This is a genomic window from Streptomyces sp. NPDC023723 (genome assembly GCF_040639815.1).
Taxonomy (GTDB): Bacteria; Actinomycetota; Actinomycetes; order Streptomycetales; family Streptomycetaceae; genus Streptomyces.
The window spans coordinates 18,510-41,796 of record NZ_JBFAAP010000029.1; the positions used below are offsets into that span (position 1 = coordinate 18,510).

General features: G+C 72.5%; 18 protein-coding genes. 4 read left to right on the forward strand and 14 right to left on the reverse strand.

Annotated elements, in window-relative coordinates; translation table 11 throughout:
• Nucleotides 1-48: 48 nt before the first annotated feature.
• Entirely contained in the window at nt 49-1,002 is a 954-nt protein-coding gene (locus AB0G32_RS26105; protein WP_361167958.1) for an aldo/keto reductase, read from the reverse strand.
• Nucleotides 1,003-1,148: 146 nt separating this feature from the next.
• Here AB0G32_RS26105 and AB0G32_RS26110 point away from each other — a divergent pair, with 146 nt between their 5' ends.
• Nucleotides 1,149-2,006 (forward strand): helix-turn-helix transcriptional regulator, encoded by an 858-nt coding sequence (locus AB0G32_RS26110; RefSeq protein WP_361167961.1) that lies wholly within the window; start codon nt 1,149-1,151, stop codon nt 2,004-2,006.
• Nucleotides 2,007-2,096: 90 nt separating this feature from the next.
• On the opposite strand, the gene AB0G32_RS26115 is transcribed toward AB0G32_RS26110, so the two are convergent.
• From AB0G32_RS26115 to AB0G32_RS26150, 8 genes are all read right to left on the reverse strand, one after another.
• On the reverse strand, nt 2,097-4,853 hold the full coding sequence (locus AB0G32_RS26115; protein WP_361168146.1) for a fumarate reductase/succinate dehydrogenase flavoprotein subunit: 2,757 nt from the start codon (nt 4,851-4,853) through the stop codon (nt 2,097-2,099).
• A 29-nt stretch (nt 4,854-4,882) separates the two neighbouring features.
• Nucleotides 4,883-5,650, reverse strand: a complete 768-nt coding sequence (locus AB0G32_RS26120; RefSeq protein WP_361167964.1) for an ABC transporter ATP-binding protein — start codon at nt 5,648-5,650, stop codon at nt 4,883-4,885.
• The gene (locus AB0G32_RS26125) at nt 5,634-6,518 is read right to left on the reverse strand and encodes an ABC transporter permease (RefSeq protein WP_361167967.1); all 885 of its coding nucleotides are present in this window, start codon (nt 6,516-6,518) and stop codon (nt 5,634-5,636) included. The genes AB0G32_RS26120 and AB0G32_RS26125 overlap by 17 nt, the downstream gene beginning before the upstream one ends.
• Nucleotides 6,515-7,855, reverse strand: coding sequence for an ABC transporter substrate-binding protein (locus AB0G32_RS26130; protein WP_361167970.1), 1,341 nt, complete (start codon nt 7,853-7,855; stop codon nt 6,515-6,517). The genes AB0G32_RS26125 and AB0G32_RS26130 overlap by 4 nt, the downstream gene beginning before the upstream one ends.
• 14 nt (nt 7,856-7,869) lie before the next feature.
• Nucleotides 7,870-8,097: a ferredoxin family protein gene (locus AB0G32_RS26135; RefSeq protein WP_361167973.1), complete on the reverse strand. Its 228-nt coding sequence runs from the start codon at nt 8,095-8,097 to the stop codon at nt 7,870-7,872.
• A 35-nt stretch (nt 8,098-8,132) separates the two neighbouring features.
• Nucleotides 8,133-8,924 carry a GntR family transcriptional regulator gene (locus AB0G32_RS26140; RefSeq protein WP_361167976.1) on the reverse strand — a complete coding sequence of 264 codons (792 nt, stop codon included), beginning with the start codon at nt 8,922-8,924 and terminating at the stop codon, nt 8,133-8,135.
• Between the two features lie 433 nt (nt 8,925-9,357).
• Entirely contained in the window at nt 9,358-10,311 is a 954-nt protein-coding gene (locus AB0G32_RS26145; RefSeq protein ID WP_361167979.1) for a UbiA family prenyltransferase, read from the reverse strand.
• Nucleotides 10,308-11,069 (reverse strand): methyltransferase domain-containing protein, encoded by a 762-nt coding sequence (locus AB0G32_RS26150; RefSeq protein WP_361167982.1) that lies wholly within the window; start codon nt 11,067-11,069, stop codon nt 10,308-10,310. Before AB0G32_RS26150 ends, AB0G32_RS26145 begins: the two co-directional genes overlap by 4 nt.
• A gap of 449 nt (nt 11,070-11,518) precedes the next feature.
• On the opposite strand from AB0G32_RS26150, the gene AB0G32_RS26155 reads away from it, so the two are divergent.
• Nucleotides 11,519-12,325 carry an SDR family oxidoreductase gene (locus tag AB0G32_RS26155; protein ID WP_361167985.1) on the forward strand — a complete coding sequence of 269 codons (807 nt, stop codon included), beginning with the start codon at nt 11,519-11,521 and terminating at the stop codon, nt 12,323-12,325.
• 155 nt (nt 12,326-12,480) lie between these two features.
• On the opposite strand, the gene AB0G32_RS26160 is transcribed toward AB0G32_RS26155, so the two are convergent.
• A complete protein-coding gene (locus tag AB0G32_RS26160; protein WP_361167988.1) occupies nt 12,481-13,155 on the reverse strand; it encodes a TetR family transcriptional regulator in 675 nt (224 codons plus the stop codon).
• A 259-nt stretch (nt 13,156-13,414) separates the two neighbouring features.
• Here AB0G32_RS26160 and AB0G32_RS26165 point away from each other — a divergent pair, with 259 nt between their 5' ends.
• Nucleotides 13,415-14,341 (forward strand): oxidoreductase, encoded by a 927-nt coding sequence (locus tag AB0G32_RS26165; RefSeq protein WP_361167991.1) that lies wholly within the window; start codon nt 13,415-13,417, stop codon nt 14,339-14,341.
• Nucleotides 14,342-14,360: 19 nt separating this feature from the next.
• Here AB0G32_RS26165 and AB0G32_RS26170 read toward each other — a convergent pair whose 3' ends face one another.
• From AB0G32_RS26170 to AB0G32_RS26180, 3 genes are read right to left on the reverse strand one after another with little or no spacing between them, the layout of a single operon-like run.
• The gene (locus tag AB0G32_RS26170) at nt 14,361-14,837 is read right to left on the reverse strand and encodes an arsenate reductase ArsC (protein WP_361167994.1); all 477 of its coding nucleotides are present in this window, start codon (nt 14,835-14,837) and stop codon (nt 14,361-14,363) included.
• A complete protein-coding gene (arsB, locus tag AB0G32_RS26175) occupies nt 14,830-15,954 on the reverse strand; it encodes an ACR3 family arsenite efflux transporter (protein ID WP_361167997.1) in 1,125 nt (374 codons plus the stop codon). The genes AB0G32_RS26170 and arsB overlap by 8 nt, the downstream gene beginning before the upstream one ends.
• Nucleotides 15,951-16,397 carry a metalloregulator ArsR/SmtB family transcription factor gene (locus AB0G32_RS26180; protein ID WP_361168000.1) on the reverse strand — a complete coding sequence of 149 codons (447 nt, stop codon included), beginning with the start codon at nt 16,395-16,397 and terminating at the stop codon, nt 15,951-15,953. The genes arsB and AB0G32_RS26180 overlap by 4 nt, the downstream gene beginning before the upstream one ends.
• Before the next feature lie 79 nt (nt 16,398-16,476).
• Between AB0G32_RS26180 and AB0G32_RS26185 the strand changes: the two genes are divergently transcribed.
• Nucleotides 16,477-16,944 (forward strand): ArsI/CadI family heavy metal resistance metalloenzyme, encoded by a 468-nt coding sequence (locus AB0G32_RS26185; protein ID WP_361168002.1) that lies wholly within the window; start codon nt 16,477-16,479, stop codon nt 16,942-16,944.
• Nucleotides 16,945-17,026: 82 nt separating this feature from the next.
• Here AB0G32_RS26185 and AB0G32_RS26190 read toward each other — a convergent pair whose 3' ends face one another.
• A complete protein-coding gene (locus tag AB0G32_RS26190) occupies nt 17,027-23,263 on the reverse strand; it encodes an SDR family NAD(P)-dependent oxidoreductase (protein WP_361168005.1) in 6,237 nt (2,078 codons plus the stop codon).
• Nucleotides 23,264-23,287 lie beyond the last annotated feature (24 nt).

A 23,287-nucleotide genomic window follows, 5' to 3' on the forward strand; every position in this document is an offset into this window, starting at 1 on the left:
GCCGCGCCCGGAACAGACGCGGCCCCTTCCTGTCGGTCCCGGCGACCGCTACATCTCCTGCTCCCACCAGCCGCGCGTGTCGACATCCGCGGCGTCCGCCAGCCCCTCCAGTTCCGCGATCTCCTCCTCGGCGAGCTCGATGCCGCGAGCTCGGACCAACCCGTCGATGTAATCCGCCTTCGTGACCCCGACGATCGGGGTGGTGCCCTTGGCGATGGCCCAGGCGGTGGCGACATCGGCGGCCGACGCGCCGCGGTCCTTGCCGATCACCGCCATCCGGTCCGTCAGCGCCTGCAACTGGGGCAGGATGCCGTTGTACACGTCAGCCCGGCTGCTGCCCTCCGGCAACGGATTCGCCGGGCTGTACCTGCCGGACAGCGCTCCCTGCTCGAGGACCATGTAGGAGAAGAACCGCACGTCGTGCTCGCGGCAGTGGTCGAGGATGCCCGCCCGCTGAGAGCTCCGGTGCAGGAGGCTGTAGTGGTTCTGGACCGCCTCCACGCGGAAACCGGCCTCGCCGAGGATCCGATCGGCCAGCGCGATCTCCTCCATGTTGTGGTTCGAGACGCCGACATGCTTGATCCGGCCGCTCTTGAGCAGCGGGATCAGGGGCGGCGTCCAGCGCGCCACGTCGGCGGGATTGTGGATCCAGTAGAGATCCACGTAGTCCGTACGCATCCGGTCCAGGCTCTGCTCCAGCAGGTCCGCGACCGGGTCGTCGCCGTCGCCCGCGAGCTGCGGGGTGAATTTCGTCGACAACTGGTACTCGCTGCGGTCATAGCCGGTCAGCGCCTGGGCGAGGGCGGTCTCCGAGCGGCCCATGCCGTACGCCACGGCGGTGTCCCACAGGGTGAACCCGTTAGCCTGCGCCTTGTCGACGACCTCGCGCAGCCCGGCCTCGCTCAGCCGACTGCCGAAGTAGCCGTCGCCTGCCTCGCCGCTGTCTCCCCAGGCCCAGGTGCCCAACGCCACCGCCGGCACCGCCGGCGCCTTGCTCGTCATTCTTGTCTCCGTTGATCGCTTCAGGAATCGGGTCGGAACGTTCGAACCCAGGAGACCCGCGATCGCCGCCCCCGCGGGAGGCTGCGTCTATGGGGGGTACAACCTCTACCCCCTCTCACGCCTGACCAGCGGTTACCCTGACCGGCATGGACCGACAGCCCGGAACCCGCGGCGAGATCCGGGACTTCCTCGTCAGCCGGCGCGCCAGAATCACTCCGGCGCAGGCCGGACTGCCGACCAGCGCCCGTCGCCGGGTCGCCGGGCTGCGGCGCGAGGAGGTCGCCGTCCTCGCCGGGGTGAGCACGGAGTGGTACACGCGGCTGGAGAAGGGGCACATCGGCGGCGTGTCCGAAGACGTCCTCGACGCGGTCGCTCGCGTGCTGCGACTGGACGACGACGAACGCGCCTACCTGTTCGACCTGGCCCGGTCATCGCGGCAGGAGAGCCGTACGCCGTCGCGTCGCAGGGACGTCGAGGTCCCGCCCCGGGTCCAGTGGCTGCTCGACTCCATGACGATGTCCGCGGCGTTCGTACGCAACGGCCGCACGGACATCGTGGCCGGCAACCCCCTGGCCCGAGCCCTGCTCGCGCCGATGTTCGACAGCGCCACCATCGACAGGCGCGGCCGCCCCAACCTGGCCCGCTACATCTTCCTCGACCTCGGCGCCCACGACTTCTTCGTCGACTGGGCGGCCGCCGGCGCCGCCACCGCCGCCCTGCTGCGCGCCGAGGTGGGGCGCGAGCCCCGGGACCGGGCACTGCGCGAACTCGTCGGCGAGCTGTCCACCCTCAGCCCGGAGTTTCGCGGCCAATGGGCCGCGCACGACGTCCTGATGCGCCACGACGGCGTCAAACGGCTCCAGCACCCCGAAGCCGGGCACCTGGAGCTGACCTTCCAGTCTCTCGGCCTGCCCTTGTCGGGCCGAGCCGGGCACGACCTGGTCACCTACACCGCCGAGCCCGGCACCGAGTCCGAGGACCGGCTCAGACTCCTCGCCACCTGAGCACAAGGCCGACGCGCCCGCAACAGGTGATCTTGAGAGGGCCGGCGGCACGGTCGGGCCGTTGCCGCCGTCCTGGTCGCAGCGGTTCGTTCACAGGGCCCGGGCCGCATGGGCCCTGACGTCCGCGTCCGGGTCCGTGGTCGCCGTGGCCAGGGCCGCCCGGGCGTCGTCGGCGGCACGGTGGCGGGCCAGTGCCGTCACGGCGGCCTTGCGGACGTCCGCGTTGGGGTCGGCCAGGGCCTTGGCGAGGCCGGGTACGGCGAGGCCGGGGGCCGCGCGGGAGAGCGCGGTGGCGGCCCCGGCCCGGACCTGCCAGGCCGGATCGGACAGGGCCGTCCGCGCGCGTGCGGCCAGTGGTGCCGGGCAGCCGGTCGTGCCCAGTGCTTCGTAGGCGGCGGCACGCACCAGGGCGTCGAGGTCGTCGATGAGGCCGGTGAGGGCCGACAGGACCGTCTCGGGCGCGGGGCCCGCCGACGTGGTGCCGTCGGACTGTCCCGCGGTCACGGTGGCCAGGGCCTTGGCGATGGTGACGCGGACCTCGCGGGACGGGTCGGCGCCCGCCGCGCGGGCCAGCTCCCCGGCGGCGTCCACCGACACGAGGGCTCGCACGGCCGCGATGCGCACGGCGATGTCCGCGTCCGACAGGGAGCCCGTGAACAGCCCGGTGTCACCGAGGCGCAGGGCCCGCAGCACGTCGAGTGCGGCGGCACGGGCGACGGGGTCGGCTTCGGACAGGGCGGCGACGAGGCCGTCGCGCAGGGCCGGTTCCGCGTCCAGCGTCTCGACCAGTTCGCGCAGTGAGGCGGCCGCGGCGGCGCGGACGCCGGCGTCGGAGTCGGCGAGCGCGGCGGCCAGTGCCGGTCCGGTGCCCGGCGGCACCGTCTCCGTCAGCACGGTGACGGCCGTTCGGCGAACGGTGGGCTCGGGGTCGGTCAGGTACGGGGCGAGGACGGAGAGCCGGGGCTCGTCCTCCGCCAGGGCGAGCAGTTCGAGCAGGCGTGGCGTGGCCGGCGGGTCCGGGTCGGGACCGGGGCGGGTCGTCGGACGGGTCCCGGCGGGCTCCAGGCGCAGGGCCACTGGCGCCGCCTCCCGGGCCCCGGCGGTCGCCACCTGTTCCGGATGAACCTCCCCGAGGTGGCGGGAGGGCCCGCCGACCGCGGTGAGGCCGTCGACCGGGACCAGGTAGGGAGCCACCGGACGCGCCGTGAACTCCATCGCACCGGTGCGGGACTTGCGCAGGTCGAGGTGGTGGAACCAGGACGCGTCGTCACGACGGGGGTGGTCGAGACGGTCGTGGTAGAGGCCCCAGCGGGACTCCGTGCGGGCCAGGGAGGCCCGCGCGGCCATCTCCGCGCAGTCGCGGATGAAGCTCACCTCCGCGCAGCGCATCAGCTCGTGCGGGGTACGGGCGCCCATCGCGGCGATGTCGGCGCGCATCCGCTCGAACGCCTCCAGCGCCAGCGACAGCCGGGCGCCGGACTTCGGCGGCGCCACGTAGTCGTTCACGAAGCGGCGCAGCTTGTACTCGACCTGGGGCTGCGGCGGGCCGTCCGGGTGGCGCAGCGGGCGGTAGACCAGCTCGTGCGCCTCCTGGAGCTGGTCCAGGGGCAGCTCCCCTTCGAACGGCCGGTACTGGGCCGCGTCCGCGCCCGCCAGGTCCCCGAAGACGAACGCGCCGATCATGTAGTTGTGCGGGACGCAGGCCAGGTCGCCGGCGGCGTACAGACGGGGGACCGTCGTACGGGCGTGGTCGTCGACCCGTACGCCCGACGCGGAGTGGCCGCCGCACAGGCCGATCTCGGAGATGTGCATCTCGATGTCGTGGGTGCGGTAGTCGTGGCCCCGGCCGGAGTGGAAGGTGCCCCGGGTGGGGCGTTCGGTGGAGTGCAGGATCGACTCCAGGGCGGAGACGGACTCCTCCGGGAGGTGGCTCAGCTTCAGGTAGACCGGGCCGCGGTCGCTGGCGACCTCCGCCGCGAACTCGGCCATCATCTGGCCCGACCAGTAGTCGGAGTCGACGAAGCGCTCGCCGTGCCGGTTGACCTGGTAGCCGCCGAAGGGGTTGGCGACGTAGGCGCAGGCCGGACCGTTGTAGTCCTTGATCAGCGGGTTGATCTGGAAGCACTCGATGCCGGTCAGCTCGGCGCCCGCGTGATACGCCATGGCGTAGCCGTCGCCCGCGTTGGTGGGGTTCTCGTAGGTGCCGTAGAGGTAGCCGGAGGCGGGCAGGCCGAGCCGGCCGGCGGCGCCGGTCGCCAGGATCACGGCGCCGGCGCGGACCGTGACGAACCGCCCCGTACGGGTGTTGAAGCCGGCCGCGCCCACGGCTCGGCCCGCCGCCGTCAGGACCCGCACCGGCATCACCCGGTTCTCGATCCGGATGCGTTCGCGCATCTCGCGCCGCCGCAGCTGCCGGTACAGGACCTTCTTGACGTCCTTGCCCTCCGGCATCGGCAGCACGTAGGAGCCGGAACGGTGGACCCGGCGTACCGCGTACTCGCCGTGCTCGTCCTTCTCGAACTTCACGCCGTAGGACTCCAGCCGCTGGACCATGGCGAAACCGCGGGTGGCGGTCTGGCGGACGGTGGACTGGTCGACGATGCCGTCGTTGGCGCGGGTGATCTCGGCGACGTAGTCGTCGGGCTCGGCCCGGCCGGGGACGACGGCGTTGTTGACGCCGTCCATGCCCATGGCCAGCGCGCCGGAGTGGCGTACGTGCGCCTTCTCCAGCAGCAGGACGTCCGCGCCGTGCTCGGCGGCGGTCAGGGCTGCCATGGTGCCGGCGGTGCCGCCGCCGATGACGAGGACGTCACAGGTGATCTCGTCCGCGTCGGTCAGGGCCGGGATCTGCAAGGGGGTGTCCACCGGGGAGCCTTTCAGGAACCGAGTGACGTGAGGACTTCGCGCCGCAGGGCCAGCCGCGCCGGATCGTCGCGCCGGGCGCGCTCCCGCGGGCGCGGTACGTCCCGTACGGCGATGAGGCGGCCCGCGCCCAGCAGGGCGACGCGGTCGCCGAGGAAGAGCGCCTCGTCCACGTCGTGGGTGACGAAGACGACGGTGGCGCCCGTGCCGCCCAGCACCTCCACCAGCAGGTCCTGCATGCCGGCGCGGGTCTGGGCGTCGAGGGCGCCGAACGGTTCGTCCATCAGGACGGCACGAGGTCCGGCGGCCAGGGCGCGGGCCAGTTGCGCGCGCTGGCGCTGGCCGCCGGAGACGCGGTGCGGCCAGCGCCGGGCGTGCTCGGCGAGCCCGACCCGGCCGAGCCACGCCTCGGCCCGGGCCCGGCGTTCGGCGCGGGACGATCCGGCGATGGCCAGGGGGAGTTCGACGTTCGCGCGCAGGGTGCGCCAGGGGAGCAGGGCGTCCTCCTGGAACACCAGGGCGCGTTCGGCGGACGGGGCGGTCAGGGGCCGTCCGTCCTGCGTGATCTCTCCGCCGAGCAGGGGCAGCAGACCGGCCAGGGTGCGCAGGAGGGTCGACTTGCCGCAGCCGGAGGAGCCGACGACGGTCAGGATCTCCCCGGGGGCCACGTCGAGGTGGACCTTGTCCAGCACGGGCGCGCCGGGGCGTCCGACAGCGGCGTCGCGCAGGGCGAGGCGGGTGCCGGTGCGAGACGGTGAACGGACGTCAGACGAGCTGGTCATGAGACACGTTCTCCTTGGGACTGGGACCGGCCGGTGCCGGGGCGGAGGTCTCGCGCGTCCGCCGCGGCACACGCGGGCCGGCGGTGTACGACGTGCGCGGCAGCCAGCGGGTCAGGCGGCGGCCCAGGAGTTCCACGGACGTGGAGGTGAGCCAGCCGAGCACACCGATCGTGACCATGCCGACGAAGACGCCCGGATAGTCGACGACCGTGTAGTCCTGCCAGGCGCGGTAGCCCACGCCGTACTGGCCGGAGATCATCTCGGCGGAGATCACGCAGATCCACGAGACACCGATGCCGACCGACAGACCGCCGAAGACGCCGGGCAGGGCGCCGGGCAGCACGACCGAGCCGAGGACCCGCCACCGGCCGCCGCCCATCGTCAGCACGGCCTCCTCCCACACGGGCGTCAGCGCACGGACCGCGTGCCGGGTGGAGACCAGCACCGGGAAGAAGGCGGCGGTGCAGGTGATGAAGACGATGCCCTGTTCGTTGGAGGGGAAGAGGAGGATCGCGACGGGCACCAGGGCGATGGCCGGGACCGGGCGGACCACCTCCAGCAGGGGGCCCAGCAGGTCCTCGGCCAGTGGGGAGCGGGCCACCAGCACACCCCCCGCCACCCCCAGCACCGCCGCCAGCAGGAAGCCGGTGAGGATGCGGGTCAGGCTCTCGGTGAGGTCCGTCCAGTAGTCGGCCCCGGCCAGGCGGTCGGCGAAGGCGTGGGCGACGTCGGTGACCGTGGGGAACTGCGAGAAGCGCAGCCACAGGTCGACGTCCAGGGCGGTCAGCAACTGCCACAGGCCGAGGGCGGCGGCCAGCGCGGCCGCCCGCAGCGCGTACCGGGCGGCCGGTGGCGCGGGCCGGGTCACGAGACACGCTCCAGGGCGTCGGCGTAGCTGATCACCCGCGCCCCGTCGTGCCGGTCGGCGTACGCCCGCGCGGTCGCCGGGGCGACGAACGGCAGCAGCTTGCCGCTGTCGGCCACCCACACCGCCTTGTCGGCGAACCAGAGGGTGCCGGTGGTGGCGTCGGGCACGTAGGCGGCGCGGATGCCGTCGGGGTGGGCGGCCAGGTAAGCCAGCAGCTCCGCCGGGGACTTGAAGGTCTTGGTCTGCTCGGCGCCCTTCGGCCACACCTCGCTCGCGGCGGCGGGCGGCGTGGCCGCGAGCTGTTTGCCGTACGACGCCCCGAGCGCCTTCTTCACGTACTGGTCGTCGACGAACGCGTCGACGTCCACGTCACCGGTGAGCTTCGCCGCTTTCAGCACCGACACGTCCTGCTTCAGCGCGGCGACCAGCTGCGGCTTGACCGCCGGGTCGAAGGTGGCGATGCCGTGGGCGCCGTTGTACAGGTACACCACCTCGGCGGGCAGGCCGGTGGCCTCGGCGACCTTCTCGGCGGCGGTGACCGGACGCGTGTTGAGGTACTCGGTGGCCTGTGCCTGGGCCTTCAGGAAGGCTTCCAGCACGGCCGGCCGGTCCTCGGCGAAGTCCTCGCGGGCGGTGACCCCGTGGAAGGTCGGCAGGTTCAGCTGGGCGCCGTCGTACAGGGCCTTCGCCTTGCCCTGGTAGGTGAGCAGGCCGGGCCAGGCGACGAACTGCGACAGCGCGTCGGCGCTGCCCGCGGCCAGCGCGGACGCGCCCACCGCGGGCTGCTGGTTGAGTTTCTCGATGCCCTCGTCCGGGTCGATGCCGGCCCGTTGCAGAGCCCGTACCAGGGTGCCGTCGGCGGCGGAGCCGACGCTCGTGGACACCTTCTTCCCCTTCAGGTCCTGCAGGGAGGTGAGCTCGGAGCCGGGTGCGGTGACGATGGTGTTGAGGCCGCCGCGCAGGTTGTAGCCGGTGACCGAGACCAGCCGGGTGGGACGGTCCAGCTGCTTGCCCCGGGCGGCGTTGATGAGCAGCGGGAAGTCGCCCATCGAGCCGATGTCGATCTTCCCGGCGGTCATCTGGGCGGTGATGGGGGCGCCGGTGGCGTAGTCCTGCCAGACGACCTTGTAGGTGCGGCCGTCGCCGAGCGAGGCCAGCTGTTTCTCGAAGTAACCGAGGGAGCGGAGCAGGGTGCCGGCCGTGACCGTGTTGATGGTCTTGGACTGGTAGCCGACGGTGACGGTGACCGTGGAGCCGTCGCCGGCCTCGGCGGCACCGCAGGCGCTGAGCGGGAGCAGCAGGACGACCGCGGCTGCCGCGACTGCCGTGCGTTTCATGGTGGTTGGGCCTTTCACCGGAGCAGATAGGGCATGTTGACCGTGACGGCTCCGGTGGGACAGCGGGCCGCGCACGGGCCGCAGTACCAGCACTCGTCGACGTGCATGTACGCCTTGCCGCTGCTGGTGTCGATGGCGAGGGAGTCCAGCGGGCACATGTCCACGCAGAGGGTGCAGCCGTCGATGCACTTCGACTCGTCGATGGTCACGGGCACGTCGGCCCGCTGGGGCGTCAAGGGCATGGCTGTCTCCTGGAAGGTGCTTCAGTGAGGCGGTGTCAGAGGGAGCGGTGCAGCAGGCCGCTCATCGTGATGCGGTCGCCGCGGAAGCGGATGAACTCCAGGTCGACGGGGCGTCCGTCGGCGAGGTGGGTGAGCCGCTCCAGCATCAGTACGGCCGCACCGCGCGGGGCCTGGAGCACAGTGGCGGTATGGGCGTCCGCGTTGACCGCCTCCAGCGTGATGTCGGCGTGTCCCAGACGCCGGCCGGTGCGGGACTCCAGGAGCCGGAAGACGTCGGTGTTCTCCAGGTCGCAGCTGAGCAGGGCGGTGCCGAGGTCCAGGGGGATGTAGGTGAGGTCCAGGGACAGCGGGAGGCCGTTCAGGCGGCGCAGGCGTTCGATGTAGAGGACGTCGGTGCCGGGCGGGACGCGCAGGCGCTCGGCGACCGGGGCGGGAGCCGGGACCGGTCCCATGGTGCGGACCTCGTTGCTGACGCGGCCGTGTTCGTGCAGGGTCTCCGCGAGTCCCATCAGCCGGTCGAGCCCGTGGGGGTACTTCTGGGCGACGACCACCGTACCGACGCCGGGGAGGCGTTCCACCAGGCCCTCGGCGCGCAGGAGGTCGAGGGCCTGACGGACGGTGTTGCGGGAGGCGCGGTACTCGGTGGCGAGGATCGACTCGTGCGGCAGGGTGCCGGCGGCCGGGAAGCCGTCGGTGAGGATTTGGTGACGCAGGAGATCGGCGAGCTGGCGGGCCCGGTCCGCGCGCAGCCGACGCCGCGCGCGCTGGGCGGTGACGGTGGGCGCGCCCAGGCCGGCGTGGTCTCGGATGCGGTCGGCGGGTGGCATGTGCGAAACCATACCGATCCGGTAGGGATATGGGTGTTGCGGAGGTGTTGCGCCACCTGACACACCGCCGGATACGTCGCTGACCTGGGCTTTCGGTGGACGCGAGGGGAGATCTGCCAGGCCCCGCCGACACCGCACGGAAACCCCCCGCGCCCGACGCGCCCGTCACCGCGTCCTCGCCGGGGCCCCGGGCGGCGAGGAGCACCCGCTGACCACGGCGGACGTGCTCACACCGCACACGGCTCGGTTTCAGCGCCGCCTGGTTCGGGCTGAGATTCCCCGTCCCCCGAGACGCCGATGCCCTAGTTCGCCAGGACCCCTGAAGGCATCCACTGGGGCGGGACGCCCCTCGAAGTCGTCGCCCTGACCGCACCGGTGAAGCTCCGTCGGCGGGGGAGGCGTCCACTATGGCGGAGCCGGGGCGCTGTGGTTGTCATGGAGATCTGCTTGTGAGAAGTGCCGTGGCCAGGGCGACCGATCCGATGTCGATGGAGACAAGGACCAGGAACCGTGCTTTGCGTAGTTCCCGGCGGTACACGCCGAAGTAGAGCTGGGCCAGTTGCAGGCCCGTGACGGGAGCGGTGAGGAGGATCAGGTCGGGGCGGCGCAGTGCCGTGGACAGCAGGACGAGCAGCACCGCGTTGGTGAGGACCAGCAGGTGGAGCATGGCGGCGAACCAGGCGGGCGGCAGGAGCACGGCGAGGGTTCTGCGCGAGACGGCACGGTCCCCCTGCTGGTCGGAGGCGTTGCCGTAGGCGACCACGAGGAGCAGCCACAGTCCGACCAGGGCGCTGACCAGGAGCGTGGTGGGACTGAGTGTGGCGGTGACGAACCAGTAGGGCACGAAAACGGTGTAGGCGCCGGTGAAGAGGACCGTCGATTCCAGTCCGAGCGGGCGGTAGCTGAGCTTGACGCCGCAGGAGTACTGGACGGCGAGGGCCGGGGTGAGGACGGCCACCGCCAGCGCCGGAAGGGGGACGTGCCAGCCGAGCGAGGCGGCGGCGAGCAGGATGGCGGCCAGGCCGGCGCACCATGCGACGACGGCGAACCGCGTCGCCTCCGGCAGCGTCAGCGCGCCGGTGAGCAGGGGCTTTCGTACGCGCGTGATCGCCGGCCGGCCCGCGTAGTTGCGGGCGTCGCTGCCGTCGAGGAATCCGCAGATGTCATCGGCCGCCGAGGTGCTCCACTGGAACGCCAGGATGCCGACGAGCAGGAGGGCCAGGGGGACGGCTCTGGTGTTGACGGCGATGCCGTCGGTGTGCAGGAGTACCAGGCCGAGCGCCCACCCGTACACGTAGTGGTAGATGCGTGCCTTGCCGAGTCTGAGGTAGCTGACGGCCTTGGGAACTGGTGCGACCGCTCCGGCGATCGGGTGCTCGGCGCTCATGTGGCCGCCCGGTCGCCGGGGTCGGCGGTGATCTCCAGCAGCTGAAAGGTCACCGGGACGTCGGACGTGTGACGGGCGCTGTCCTGTCGGGCGGTGATCCGCGCTCCGGACCGTGTGGCCAGTGAGGTCAGCCGGGGCAGGTCCCCGAGGCTGTTGAAGCCGAGGAACAGCCGGCCCGCTTCGGTCAGACGCGTCAGGCCGTCACGCAGGTAGCGGTGGTGTGCTGTGTAGCCGCGGTCGAAGATCGCGTGCTGGAGCCCGCGGCTGTAGACGAATTCCTCGGGGGCGGGCACGACGTTCGAGTTCCAGAACACCAGGTCGAAGCGGTCGTCGGGGGCCAGAGCGTCGAAGAGGTCGCTGTGCACGGCCCGGACCCGGTCGCCGACACCGTGGCGTGCGGCATTGGCCTCGGTGTTGCGTACCGCGTCCGTGGTGATGTCCACCGCGGTCACGTGTGCGCAGCCGGCGAGGGCCGCCATGACCGCCGTCACCCCCGTGCCGCAGCCCACTTCCAGGAACCTCCCTCCCACCGGGAACGGCAGCCATGCGGTGAACAGCTCGGTGGAGTCGGTGTGTACGGGAGCGAACACCCCCGGCAGCAGCTCCCACCGCAGGCCGAACATCGTGAACTCCCGGGGGGTGTCCGCACGGGCGTGCCGTTCCACCAGCCGCAGGCCGGTCTCGAACGGTGCGTGGGGATCGGTGAACGGCTCGGCGGCGGTGCCGGCCGCCGGGGCCGGGACGTGCGGGCTGGGCATGAGACTCCCTGAAGGGTAGGCCGGGCCCGGGCACGGCGATCTCCCGGTACAGCGGCGCCGCCGGACACGCGGCCCCGCTCCACCCTGGGACATGATCCGGCCCGTTCCGCGGGTGACGGTCACACTGCCGTACCAACGAGCCGGGATTTCGAGCGTCACGGTGACGAGACGCCCCGGCTGGGTTGGCGGCCCTGGCGCACAACAATCAACGTGCCCGCCCATCCGGCCCGGGGTGATTCAGCGCACCAGGCAAGGGAGGATCCCGCAGTACCTGTATTACCAGGATCTCCCAGGCGTCTCAAACACCTGTCAACCTGGTTGAGTTGGAAGCGCCGACAACACTCCATTGGACACGTATGCAGCTTGCCTTCATCAGCTGAATTCAGTTGCTCCGCATACGCGTCCGTGTCGGCCAATTCTTTCTTCCACGACAGAAGAGACGGAGATCAATGGTGGACAATCAATTCACCACTCGCGCAGAACTTTTCGATCTGAGCGGGAAGTACGCCCTTGTCACTGGCGGCACCAGGGGCATTGGGATGATGATGGCGCGCGGCCTTCTCCAGGCGGGTGCCCGTGTCGTCATCAGCTCACGCAAGGCAGACGCGTGCGCGGAGGCACAGCGTCTGCTGTCCGAATTCGGCGACGTGCGAGCAATCCCCGCAGACCTGTCCAGGCACGACGAGTGCCGGCGCCTCGCTGACCTTGTCGAGGCCGACTCCGATCGCTTGGACATCCTTGTCAACAACGCGGGAGCGATGTGGCGCGAGCCGCTGGCGACGTTCCCGGACGAGGCGTGGGACGCGGTGATCGACCTCAACCTCAAGTCGCCGTTCTGGCTGGTGCAGGCGCTGCTCCCCGCACTTCGCAAGGCGGGCACCGCCGATGATCCCGCGCGGATCATCAACATCGGCAGTATCGCCGCCATTCACGTCGCCCAGTCGCCCAACTACTCGTACGCCGGCAGCAAAGCGGCGCTCCATCAACTCACCAGAGTGCTCGCCAGGGAACTGGGCCCGCAGCACGTGACGGTGAACGCGGTGGCACCGGGAGTGTTCCCGTCGCGGATGATGGCGTCCACGCTCGACGCCATCGGCGACACGATCGCGGCGGCGACCCCTTTGCGCCGGCTCGGCCGCGACGACGACATGGCGGGTATCGCCGTGTTTCTCGCCAGCCGGGCCGGGTCCTACCTCACGGGCACCATCATCCCGGTGGACGGCGGCATCGCGACGACCGCATCGGGCACCCCTTAGCTCGCGGGGCGGGCTTGCGGTGAGGGGAGGGCCCGGCAACCGTCAGGCCACGGGTGCGGCAGTCTCGCCGGCGCCTCCGATGACGTGCTCGCCATGAACTCCGCGCCGTGCGCCGGCCACCGCGGGCCCGGCCCTCGGCTGCTGCCTGGACGGGCTCAGGCGCGGGCGCGGGCGATGGTGCCTGCGGTGAGTGTGGCCAGCATCTCCCGCAGGGTGGTCACGAAGTCCAGTTTGAACGCGGTGAGTGAGGGGTCGGCTTCGTAGGCGGCGAGCATCGCCGGTGAGGGCCGTGCGTGGGTCCACACGGCGCCGATGGACATGATCATGGCTGCGGTCAACCGCGGTGCTTCGTTACCCAGTTCAGGAAGGTGCTGGTGGGCCAAGGCCGCGATGTCGGCGACGTTGGCCACGGCCGCGCGCTTGTAGCGGGCGGCCACTTGCGGGGAGACGTTGTGTTCCAGTACGCCCGCCTGAGCGCTCAGCAGGTCGCACAGGACCCGGCGTTCGGCGAGGGAGCCCGCGACGGCGGCGGCGAACTGCTCCGCACGCAGGCTCACCGGAGCGTCCTGGTCGACGCCGGCGTGCACGAGGGCGGGCAGGTCGGCCACCCACTGCCGCCAGGCACGGTCGAGCAGTTCCAGCAGGATCGCCTCACGCGATTCGAAGTAGCGCAGCACATTGGACTTCGCCAGCCCGACACGGCGGCTCATCTCGTTCAGGCTGATCTCGCCGGCGGGCGTCTCCTCGAGCATGGCGGCGGCAGTGTCGAGGATGGCCTGGCGCCGCATCTCACGCTGCTCCTCACTGCGTGCGCGCTGGAAGTTCGTCATGCTCCCAGGCTACAGACTGCCGGTCTTTTGACATCAGACCGGTGGTCTTCTACGTTGGGGTCGCAGCCGAACAGACCACCGGTCTGAAAAAAGGGGGAGGCGGGTCTTGGGCTGCGCACCGGGACCGACGTCCTCCATCGACGAAGTCGTCAACCGGGCTGTCTCGGCACTGCCGAGCAGCTCTGGACGGACGACATGATCCGGCACGGCGGCGGCCTGGGAGAGAACACAATCAACGCATCCGAGGAGCGTGACACTGGTGAACCACTGGACTCCCGACGACATCCCCGATCAGACCGGCCGCACTGCGCTGATCACCGGGGGGAACAGCGGAATCGGACTCGTGACCGCCCGCGAGCTCGCCCGGCACGGGGCCCGCGTCATCCTGGCCGGGCGCAGCCGGACCAGGCTGGACCAGGCCGCGGAGGCGGTGCGCGCCGCGAACCCCGGGGCCCGGACGGACACCCTCGTGCTCGACCTCGCCGACCTCACCTCCGTCCGCGACGCGGCCACCCGGATCGCCGAGACCGAGACGGTCGACCTGCTGTTCAACAACGCCGGTGTGATGAACCTGCCCGAGCGCCGAACCACCCACGACGGCCTTGAAATGACGGTCGGCACCAATCACCTCGGTCACTTCGCCTTCAACGCCCGGATCTGGCCCGCCGTGCGCCGCTCGGCCGCGCCGCGTGTGGTTACCGTCAGCGCCATCGCGGCGCGGTGGCCGATGGGCAGACTGGACGACCTGATGAGCGAGAAGAGCTACCGCGCCATGGGCGCCTACGCCAAGTCCAAACGCGCCAACATCGTCTACACCCTGGAACTCGCGCGTCGCACCGCAAGCAGTCCCGTCGAGGCGCTCGTCGTCCACCCGGGGTCGGCGATGACCAATCTGCAGCAGCACGGCACCGGCGCCCTGAGCCGTATGGTGACCCCGATCGCCGCCCGCCTTCTGATGGGCTCGGCCGAGGGCGCCGCCTGGCCGTCCCTGTACGCGGCGACCAGCCCGCATGTCCGGTCGGGCCGCTTCATCGGCCCCGCCGGACGCGACCAGACCTCCGGCACCCCCAAGCCCGCCAAGCTCCCCACGGGCGCCGACGACCCCGCGGAGGGCAGGCGGCTGTGGGCGGCGAGTGAACAGCTCACAGGCGTCCCCTTCGACCTCCAGGCCGGGGCCGCCATCTAGGGTCATTCAGGGCCCGTCTTCACTCCACTTCGTCCGCCGGAGGTCCGCCGGATTTCGGTCCGCATGCCGAACTCGTCGTCTCTGACCTCGCCTCGATGCCGAGCTCGGCGAGCAGGCCGCGGATGCGGCGTTCGATCTCGTCGCGAATCGGCCGGATGGCGGCGATGCCCTGTCCGGCCGGGTCGTCGAGCTGCCAGTCCAGGTACCGCTTGCCGGGGAAGTAGGGGCAGGCGTCGCCGCAGCCCATGGTGATCACCACGTCGGACGCCTGCACGGCCTCGGTGGTGAGAACCTTGGGCGTCTCGGCCGAGATGTCGATGCCGACCTCGGCCAGAGCCTCCACCACGGCCGGGTTCACCGTGCTAGCGGGGGCCGAGCCGGCCGAGCGGACCTGGACCCGGCCTGTGCCGAGGTGGGTGAGGAAGGCGGCGGCCAGCTGGGAGCGGCCCGCGTTGTGGACGCACACGAACAGCACGGACGGCTTGGTCTCAGACATGGGCGGAGCTTTCCGGGGAGCCGGCCGGCCGGACCGCCGGGACCGGCTGGGGGAAGAAACGGCGGGCGCCCAGGGCGACGTGGACGAGGCCGATGAGGACGGGTACCTCGATGAGGGGTCCGACGACTCCGGCCAGGGCCTGGCCGGAGGTGGCGCCGAAGGTGGCGATGGCGACCGCGATGGCCAGCTCGAAGTTGTTGCCCGCGGCCGTGAACGCCAGCGTGGCCGCCTTCGGGTAGTCGAGTCCGACGGCGCGGCCGACGGCCAGGGACCCGGCCCACATGAGGGCGAAGTACACCAGCAGCGGCAGCGCGATCCGGGCGACGTCGAGAGGCTGCGAGGTGATGGCGTCGCCCTGGAGGGCGAACAGCACGACGATGGTGAACAGCAGTCCGTACAGGGCGAACGGCCCGATACGGGGGATCAGCTTCGCCTCGTACCAGGCGCGTCCCTTGGCCTTCTCGCCCAGGCGGCGGGTGAGGAACCCGGCCAGCAGCGGGACGCCGAGGAAGATGAGCACGCTGCGGGCGATCTCCGCGACGGACACGTCGAGCGCGGTCTGCGCCAGGCCGAGTCGGCCGGGGAGCACGGAGAGGTAGAACCAGCCCAGCAGGCTGAACGCGAACACCTGGAACACGGAGTTCAGGGCGACCAGGACGGCGGCTGCCTCGCGGTCGCCGCAGGCCAGGTCGTTCCAGATGACGACCATGGCGATGCAGCGGGCGAGGCCGACGACGATCAGGCCCGTTCGGTATTCGGGCAGGTCCGGCAGGAAGATCCAGGCCAGGGCGAACATCAGGGCCGGGCCGACGACCCAGTTCAGGACCAGGGACGGGATCAGCAGGCGCCGGTCGCGGGTGACGGTGTCGAGGCGGTCGTAGCGGACCTTGGCGAGCACTGGGTACATCATCACGAGCAGGCCGAACGCGATCGGCAGCGAGACGCCGGTGACGGTGACCTTCGCGAGCGTGTCCCCCAGGCCGGGCACCAGGCGGCCCAGGCCGAGGCCGGCCGCCATCGCGGTGAGGATCCACACGGCGAGGAACCGGTCCAGGAAGGACAGCCGCCCGGCGACCCGCCCCGCGGGCGCTGCCGCGGTGGCGGATTCGGCGCTCATGAGGCGGCGCCAACAGATGTGGCTCCGGCAGATGCGGCCTCGGCAGATGTGGCTCCGGCAGCTGCGGCCTCGGGCAGCGGCTGCTCGGCGGGGCGGGTGAGAACCTGCGCGAGAAGGTCGGTCATCTGCGGCAGCAGCCGGTAGTACACCCAGGTTCCGCGCCGCTCGGAGTCGATGAGACCGGCCTGCTTCAGCAGTTTGAGGTGGTGGGAGATGGTCGGCTGGGACAGGTCGAAGGCGGGGGTCAGGTCGCAGACGCAGACCTCCCCGCCCGCACGGGAGGCGATCATCGACAGCAGCCTCAGCCGGACCGGGTCGCCCAGCGCCTTGAACACCTTCGCCAGCGTCTCGGCCCGGTCCTCGTCCAGCGGGGCGGTCAGCAGGGTGGGGCAGCAGCCCTCGACGCCGTCCTGCCCGAGCACCGCCAGTTCGTGTTTCGACATGCTTCTATGCTGACGTTTATCGATCCAGGGCGCAAGGTTGAATCGAGAGACATCAATACAACCTGATCGGGAGATCGTCATGTCCCGTGTCCAGCTCGCGCTCAACGTCGCCGACCTCGAAGCGTCGGTGGCCTTCTACTCCAAGCTGTTCGGCGTCGAGCCCGCCAAGCGACGCCCCGGCTACGCCAACTTCGCGATCACCACCCCGCCGCTCAAGCTCGTCCTCATCGAGGGCGAGCCGGGCCAGGAAACCCGCCTGGACCATCTAGGCGTCGAGGTGGTGAGCACCGACGAGGTCGCCGCGGCCACCGACCGCCTCAAGGCAGCGGGGCTCGCGACGTTCGAGGAGAACGACACCTCCTGCTGCTACGCACTCCAGGACAAGGTCTGGGTGACCGGCCCCGGCAAGGAGCCCTGGGAGGTCTACACCGTCAAGGCCGACGCCGGCCAGCTGGGCAAGAGCCCCGTCGGCGGCGGGGACGCCTGCTGCGCCGGGCAGGAGGAGACCACCGCGCCGGCGGCGGCGGGCTGCGCCTGCGGCGGCTGAACGACGGCGCTCGCCCTTCTTCCGGCTCCCCCTCAAAGGCCGCCGGGGCGACGTCCAGCCGCCCGCGGCGCCGCGACGCTCGTCAGGGACGGGACGCGGCGAGCAGGTGGTCCGTCAGTTCGCGCAGCGTCGTCCGGCTGAGGATCTTGCCGACCGGCAGCAGCACACCGTGCGAACGCTGCACCTCCTGTCGCAACTGGGCCGCCATCAGTGAGTCGAGTCCTTGGCTGGTCAGATCCAGGTCCGGATCGAGACGGTCGGTGTCGACGCGGAGGATGGCCGCGACGCCGGACCGGAACAGCGCCGCCGGGTCGGTGGGGAGGTCGGGAGCGGGGGACTGGACAACGGCTCGGACCGGGGCGGGCGCCGGCGCGGATGCAGCAGGGGCAGGGGCGGGGGCGGGCTCGGGCGTGGGGGCGGCCGGTGTCTCCGGGGTGCCGTCGCCGGTGACGACGTCCCGGAGGAACGGGGAGGCCGCCGCGGCAGGGTAGGAGGCCCGCCACCGTGCCCAGTCCACCGGCATGACCAGGGTGTCGTCCGCGCCGGTGGCCAGCAGGTGGTCGAGGACCGCGAGTCCCTCCGCCGGGGTGAAACCGGACATGCCCCGGGGGATCAGGTTCCGGCCCAGTTCGGTGCCCGCCTCGGCGGCCATGCCGCGACCGGTCCAGAAACCCCAGCCGACGGCGAGAGCCTTGTAGCCCCGGCTGCGGCGGCCGCGTGCGATCGCGTCGAGGGCCGCGTTGCCGGCGGCGCCCGCCGCGACGTGGGGCGAGGCGAGCAGGGCGTTGCCGGAGGAAAACAGCACGAAGTGGTCGAGGTCGGCGTCGAAGAGGCGGTCCAGGACACGAGCGCCGTCCAGTTTGGGGCGCAGGACGGTCCGCAGGTCGCGCAGCGTGGTGTCGGCGACCGGCCGGTACTGGAACACGCCCGCGGTGTGGAAGACACCCCGGACCGGTGGGCGGCCGGCGGCACGGCGGGTCTCGATCAGCCGGCTCATCGACGTTTCGTCCGCCGCGTCCACCGGGGCGTACTGGACCTCGGCGCCCCGCCCGCGCAGTTCGGTCAGCAGGGTGGTGATGTCGTCCCCCGGGCCCGCGGTCCGGCCGGGCACGGTGCGGCCGGTGAGCAGCAGATGCCGGGCGCCGCGTGCCACGAGCCAGCGGGCCAGTTCGGAGCCGATGCCGCCGGCGCCGCCGGTCACCAGGTAGGTGGCGTCCGGCCGCATGCGGGACGGCGGGGACGGTGGGGACGGCGGGGAGGGAGGGGACGGCGGGGACGGGGGCGTCGCCGGGGCGGCGAGGTCGGCCGGACGCGGGTCGAGCGGCAGTGGCGCCAGTTCGCCGGCCGCGACCAGGCGCAGTACCCGGCCGAGCAGTTCGCCGGCCCGCTCGGGCTGCTCGCGGCAGTACGCGGCGGTGTCCAGGATCCGCAGACAGGCGTTGTGCGGCAGGTTCCCGGCGGACCCGGACCCGGACCCGGACCCGGACGCCGTCGGCGCGAGGGATACCAGGCGCCCGTACGGGGCGAGCAGGCTCAGGTTCTGGTCGACGGGTGTCCCGGCCGATGCGTCGAGGACGACGTCCATGCGGGTGCCCCGGGTGCCGGACAGCAGCCGGCCGGCGAAGTCCCCGTCGATGTCGGCGACCTGGGTGGCGCCCAGGGCCCGCAGCAGGGCCCGTTCGTCCGCGCCGCCGGCGGTGGCGTGCACCTCGGCACCGCGCCACCGGGCCAGTTGGATCGCGGCCAGGCCGACCGGTCCGGTGCCCGCGTGGATGAGGACCTTGTCGCCCGCGCGGAGCGGAGCGGGTTCCATCAGGGCGTACCAGGCGGTCAGGTAGGGGACCGGGAGGGTGGCGGCCTCGGCGTCGTCGAGGCCGCTGGGCAGACGGTGGGTCAGCCGGCGGTCGGCGTGGACCTGGGGAGCCGGCCCGGAGGACGCCACGGCGACCACGTGGTCGCCCACGGTCAGTCCGCGTACCGCGGTGCCGACGGCCGTCACCGTGCCGGCGGTTCCCCAGCGGGACGACCGGGACGGGACGATGCGCACCTCGTCGGCGGCCGGCGCGGTCCGGGGCGGCGCGGTCCCGGAAACGCGCCCCGCCGGTGAGACGCGGCGCAGGCGCAGGACGTACCGGGTGTCCGAGCGCAGCGCTATCTGGTCCTCGGCGGGGCCGGCGGCCGTGATCTCCCGGCTCAGGGCCGCCGCCTGTTCGGCGCCCCGGGACGGGTCCAGGTCGATCAGGGTGTGCGGGACGACGGGCAGTTCGCTCGCCGCCGTGCGGCCGAAGCCCCGTACCGCCGCCTGTTCCGGGTCGGGCGCCCCGTCGGCCGCGGAGACCGCCTCGGCACCCCGGGTGACGAGCACGAGCCGGGGGCGCGGGCCGGCGCTCCGCGCCACGGACAGCGCCTGTTCCAGCAGCAGCGCGCTGCCGAGGCCCAGCGGTACCGTCCCCGCCGGCCCGGTCGGCCGCAGGCTCCACAGGTGCACGACGGCGGCGATGCCCCCGGGGTGGTCCCGGCCGGTCTCGTACAACAGCCGGGCGTAGTCGTCGAGGCGGGACGGATCGATGCGGTACGTCCCGTCGTCGTCGCGCGCGTACCGCTCGCCGGGGCGTACGGCGATCCGGGCGCCGTGGGCCGGGGCGACGCGCGGGCCGACGTCCTCGTCCTCGAGGACCAGCCAGGCGCCGGCTGCCGGCCGCGGCGGTGCCGCGGGGGCGGGGGCCGCTGTCCAGCGGGGCCGGTACAGCCAGTCGGTGAAGTGTCCGGGCTGCTCGCGGGGCACGAGCCAGCGGATGCGCAGGCCCGTGAACTCGGCCAGGGGGGTGCCCTGTTCGTCGCTGATGACAAGGTCGCCGCTGAAGTGTCCGGCGGTCAGTTCGCGCCGCACCGCGTGGCTGTACAGGGTGCTGCCGGTCAGCGGCCCGTGCAGGCGGAAGGCGTCGATCGAGCCCAGCACGAAGGCGTGCTGGTCGCCGGGGGCGGTGGTGTCGGGCAGGGTGGCCGCGAGGAGCTGGCCGCAGGCGTCGAGGACCGCCGGGTGGGCGTGGTGGTGTTCGCGGCCGGTCAGCCGGTCCGGTACGGCGATCTTGGCCAGCGCCTCACCGTCGCCGTGCCACACCTGTGCGATGCCCTGGAAGACGCCGTGCCAGTCGTTGCCGCGGGCCGCGAACCGGCGGTAGAACTCGGTGCCGGTGAGGCGGGCGGGGAGGCGTTCGGCGGTCCGGTGGGGCGGGGCCGGGGGCGGTGGTGCGGCGCCGGCGGGGGCGGGTTCGACCCGGCCGTGCGCGTGCCGCGTCCACTCGGTGCCGTCGGCGGTGGCGATGTCGAAGGTCCAGCCCGGTGCCGACGGGCGCAGAGTCACCCGCAGCCGGGGCGGTTCGGCCCCTCGGGCGAGGAAGAGCGCCTTGTCGTAGTGGATGTCCCTGAGGGCGGGTCCGGGGCCGGTGACGCGGGCGGCGGCGGCCAGGGCCAGTTCCAGGTAGGCGGTGCCGGGGAGGATGACCAGGTTCTGCACCTGGTGGTCGAGGAGGTAGGCGTTGCCGGCCAGGTCGAGGGGGCCCTCCCAGCGGTGGGTGCCGTCGTCGAGGGCGGTGTGCCGGCCGAGCAGGGGGTGGGGTCCCGGGGCGGTGCCCGCGGCCGGTGTCGCGGTGGGCGGCTCCTCGTACCAGAACTCGGTGCGCTGCCAGGGGTAGGCGGGCAGACCCAGGCAGACGGCCGGGCTGTCGACCAGCGCGGCCAGGCGCAGCGGGTAGCCGGCCTGGTGGAGCTGGGCGGCCGAGGTCAGCAGGGCGGTCAGGTCGTCGGTGGCGCGCAGCAGCGAGGGCGTCACCTGGTGGTCGGTGCGTTCGGCGGGCAGACACTCCTTGACGGCCGCGGCGAGGACCGGGTGCGGGCTGATCTCGATGACCGCCACCGGGCCGGGAGCGGCGGTCTCGGCGTCGACGGCCGCGTGGAAGCGGACCTCGTCGCGGAGGTTGCGCACCCAGTAGTCCGCGTCGAGTTCCGCGCCGGTCAGCAGGCCCCCGGTCACCGTGGAGCGCAGCGGGGTCCGCCCGTCCCGCGGCCGGACCGCCGCCAGGATGGTGCGCAGCTCGTCCAGCAGGGGGTCGACATGGCTGCTGTGCGAGGCGACGTCGACCTTGACGGTCCGGGTGAAGACGTCCCGGGCGGACAGGGTCTCCAGTATCTTCGCCACCGCCGCGGCGCTGCCCGAGACGATGGTGCGGCGCGGGCCGTTGCTCACCGCGACGTCGACGTCGGGTACGCCGTCCAGTTCACGGCGCAGTTCGTCGGCGGGCAGGTCGACGGCGGCCATGGACCCGGTGCCGGCGATGGTCTTCAGCAGGGCGCTGCGGCGGCAGATCACGGCGGCGCCGTCGGCGACGCTGAGCGCGCCCACGGCGCAGGCCGCCGCGACCTCGCCCATGCTGTGGCCGATCACCACGTCGGGTTCGGCGCCCCAGGACCGCCACAGCGCGGCCAGGCCGACCTCCACCGCCCAGAGCAGCGGCTGTACGACGTCGATCGGCCAGTCCGGCTCGTCGTCGGCGCCGGTCAGCTGCTCGATCACCGACCAGCCGCGTTCGGCGCGGACGTGCCGGTCGCACTCCTCGACGGTCTCCCGGAAGACGGGCTGGGTGCGCAGCAGTTCGCGTCCCATGCCGGCCCATTGCGAGCCTTGGCCGGGGAAGACGAAGACGGTCTTCCACCGGGTACCGGGTCCGGCGGCGGCGGCGATCGGGCGGTCGCCCCGCAGTTGCCGTACGGCCTGGTCGTGGTCGTGGGCGAGGACGGTCAGGCGGTGCCGGTGGTGGGCGCTGCGGGTCAGGGTGCTGAAGCTGACGTCGCGCAGCAGATGGTGGCGGCCCTCGCCGTCCGGGCCGAGGAAGTCGGCGTAGGCGGCGGCCAGTTGACGCAGTGCGCCGGGATCATGGGCGGACAGCGCGAGCAGGTACGGGCGTGGCCCGCCGGCCGGGGCCGGCACGGGCGCGGGGCGGTGTTCGCCGAGGACGACGTGGGCGTTGGTGCCGGAGATGCCGAAGGAGCTGACGGCGGCGAGCCGCGGGGTGCCGTCCTGGCCCCACTCGCGGGCGGCCCGCGGAATGCGCAGGGCCATGCGGTCCCAGTCCACGGCGTCGGTCGGCCGGCTGCTGTGCAGGGCGGGCGGGACGGTGCCGTGCGACACGCACAGCGCCGCCCGGATGAGGGCCGCGATGCCGGCGGCGGCCTCGGTGTGCCCGATGTTGGTCTTCACCGAGCCGACCAGCAGCGGGTCCGCCGCCGTGCGCCCGGTCCCGGTGCCGTACACGGCGTCCAGGGCGCGCAGTTCGATGGGGTCGCCGGTGGGTGTGCCGGTGCCGTGCGCCTCGACGAAGCCGACGGCGCGCGGGTCGACGCCGGCCCGGGCGCAGGCGCGCCGCATGGTGTCGATCTGCGCGGTCTCGGAGGGCGTCATGAGATAGCCGCTGCTGCGGCCCTCGTTCTCGACGGCGGAGCCGTGGATGACGGCGTGCACGCGGTCGCCGTCCGCCTCGGCCCGGGCCAGCGGCTTGAGTACGACGACGCCGACGCCGTCGCTGCGGACGAATCCGTCGGCGTCCTGGGCACCGAACTTGCACCGGCCGTCCGCGGCGAGCATGTCCGCCTGGGAGAAGGTGATGCTCTCCTCGGGGGTGAGCACCAGGTTGACCCCGGCGGCCAGCGCGAGGGTGGCCTCCCCGGCGCGCAGCGCGGCGCACGCCTGGTGCACGGCGACCAGCGAGGACGAGCAGGCGGTGTCGACGGAGGTGCTCGGGCCGCGCAGGTCGAAGAAGAACGACAGGCGGCCGGACAGGACGCTGCGCGAGGTGCCGGTGTTGGCGTAGATGTCCAGTGCCCCGGCGGCGCGCAGCAGGTCCCAGTACTCGGCGGTGCGCTGTCCGACGACCACGGCGGTGCGGCTGCCGGCGAGCTGGTCCCGGGTCAGGCCGGCGTCCCGTACGGCCTGGGCGGCGGTCTGGAGGAGCAGCCGCTGCTGCGGGTCCATGTGGGCGGCCTCGCGGCCGGAGACCCCGAAGTAGGCGGCGTCGAAGCCCCGGATGTCGGGCAGGAAACCGCCCCGGCGGCTGATGATCCGACCCGGGGTGCGGGGGCGGGGGTCGTGGAAGACGTCGACCGGGAAGCGGTCGGCGGGGACGTCCGAGGTGGCGTCGACCCCGTCGAGCTGCATCCGCCAGAACGCCCGGACGTCGCCCGCGCCGGGGAACTCGCAGGCCATCCCCACGATGGCGATGGGTTCCGGGGCGGGGGCGGCCGGGTCCTGCTGCTGCGCCGTCACGCGGCACCTCCTGTCGGCTTCGGC

Coding starts and splice junctions, on each gene's coding strand:
- AB0G32_RS26105 (WP_361167958.1), bottom strand. CDS start 1,002: ATGACGAGCAAGGCGCCGGCGGTGCCGGCGGTGGCGTTGGGCACCTGG.
- AB0G32_RS26155 (WP_361167985.1), top strand. CDS start 11,519: ATGGTGGACAATCAATTCACCACTCGCGCAGAACTTTTCGATCTGAGC.
- AB0G32_RS26185 (WP_361168002.1), top strand. CDS start 16,477: ATGTCCCGTGTCCAGCTCGCGCTCAACGTCGCCGACCTCGAAGCGTCG.
- AB0G32_RS26130 (WP_361167970.1), bottom strand. CDS start 7,855: ATGAAACGCACGGCAGTCGCGGCAGCCGCGGTCGTCCTGCTGCTCCCG.
- AB0G32_RS26170 (WP_361167994.1), bottom strand. CDS start 14,837: ATGTCTGAGACCAAGCCGTCCGTGCTGTTCGTGTGCGTCCACAACGCG.
- arsB (WP_361167997.1), bottom strand. CDS start 15,954: ATGAGCGCCGAATCCGCCACCGCGGCAGCGCCCGCGGGGCGGGTCGCC.
- AB0G32_RS26150 (WP_361167982.1), bottom strand. CDS start 11,069: ATGCCCAGCCCGCACGTCCCGGCCCCGGCGGCCGGCACCGCCGCCGAG.
- AB0G32_RS26120 (WP_361167964.1), bottom strand. CDS start 5,650: ATGACCAGCTCGTCTGACGTCCGTTCACCGTCTCGCACCGGCACCCGC.
- AB0G32_RS26145 (WP_361167979.1), bottom strand. CDS start 10,311: ATGAGCGCCGAGCACCCGATCGCCGGAGCGGTCGCACCAGTTCCCAAG.
- AB0G32_RS26160 (WP_361167988.1), bottom strand. CDS start 13,155: ATGACGAACTTCCAGCGCGCACGCAGTGAGGAGCAGCGTGAGATGCGG.
- AB0G32_RS26110 (WP_361167961.1), top strand. CDS start 1,149: ATGGACCGACAGCCCGGAACCCGCGGCGAGATCCGGGACTTCCTCGTC.
- AB0G32_RS26135 (WP_361167973.1), bottom strand. CDS start 8,097: ATGCCCTTGACGCCCCAGCGGGCCGACGTGCCCGTGACCATCGACGAG.
- AB0G32_RS26140 (WP_361167976.1), bottom strand. CDS start 8,924: ATGCCACCCGCCGACCGCATCCGAGACCACGCCGGCCTGGGCGCGCCC.
- AB0G32_RS26180 (WP_361168000.1), bottom strand. CDS start 16,397: ATGTCGAAACACGAACTGGCGGTGCTCGGGCAGGACGGCGTCGAGGGC.